At 31.1% G+C, this 582-nt stretch carries 1 protein-coding gene; it reads right to left on the bottom strand.

Going from position 1 to position 582, the window contains the following annotated elements; translation table 11 throughout:
- Positions 1–254: 254 nt before the first annotated feature.
- Positions 255–446: a hypothetical protein gene (locus EXE09_RS18655; RefSeq protein ID WP_130118254.1), complete on the bottom strand. Its 192-nt coding sequence runs from the start codon at positions 444–446 to the stop codon at positions 255–257.
- Positions 447–582 lie beyond the last annotated feature (136 nt).

Below are 582 nucleotides of genomic sequence, written 5' to 3'. Positions count from 1 at the left end.
ATTTCGCATAATGTAGTCGTGATTATGTTACATAGCTGATTTGCAACACTTTTTATGCAAATCAGCGTTATTTAACATAGTCCGCATTATGCGACTTCAAGCAATTATCTTAAAAAAAGTTTTTTAATTATTTTTGAAAATAAACAATTTGCATTTGTTCTTATACAAATGCCTATCCTTATTGTTATCACGATTATTAAGAATATTGCAATCAGCTGTATTGTTAGAAGTTGGTAGATTCCCATTGCTCATCCTTATCTTGGTATTGTTAACTTACCACTATTATTAATTTCAATAAGTTCGATGGCTTCTTCAATTAGAATATGTACTAGCTCGCTATCTCTTATAGGTTGTTGACCCTTTTGAATTAATACTTTGTTTAATTCAACAGCCTTTTTTCTAAGCTTCTCTTGTTCAAGATCATTAAGTCTTACGCTCTGTACCATTTCCGATTTCCAAATCAAAGTTTCGATGCATAAAAGGATACATGTATTTTTGCATGCATGTATTGTGCATGCTTGCATATGTGTGGTAAATTTCGCTCATTGTATAGATGCATGCATGTGAACATTAATCATGAAT

Origin of the sequence: Acinetobacter sp. WCHAc060025, assembly GCF_004209355.1 — a bacterium.
GTDB classification, from domain to species: Bacteria; Pseudomonadota; Gammaproteobacteria; order Pseudomonadales; family Moraxellaceae; genus Acinetobacter; species Acinetobacter wuhouensis.
The sequence above is the reverse complement of the archived record's forward strand: the minus strand, read 5'-3'. Positions and strand labels throughout refer to the sequence as shown.

What these genes read in the sequence shown, in the direction of transcription:
- EXE09_RS18655 (WP_130118254.1), bottom strand. Translation starts at nt 446, where the DNA reads ATGGTACAGAGCGTAAGACTTAATGATCTTGAACAAGAGAAGCTTAGA.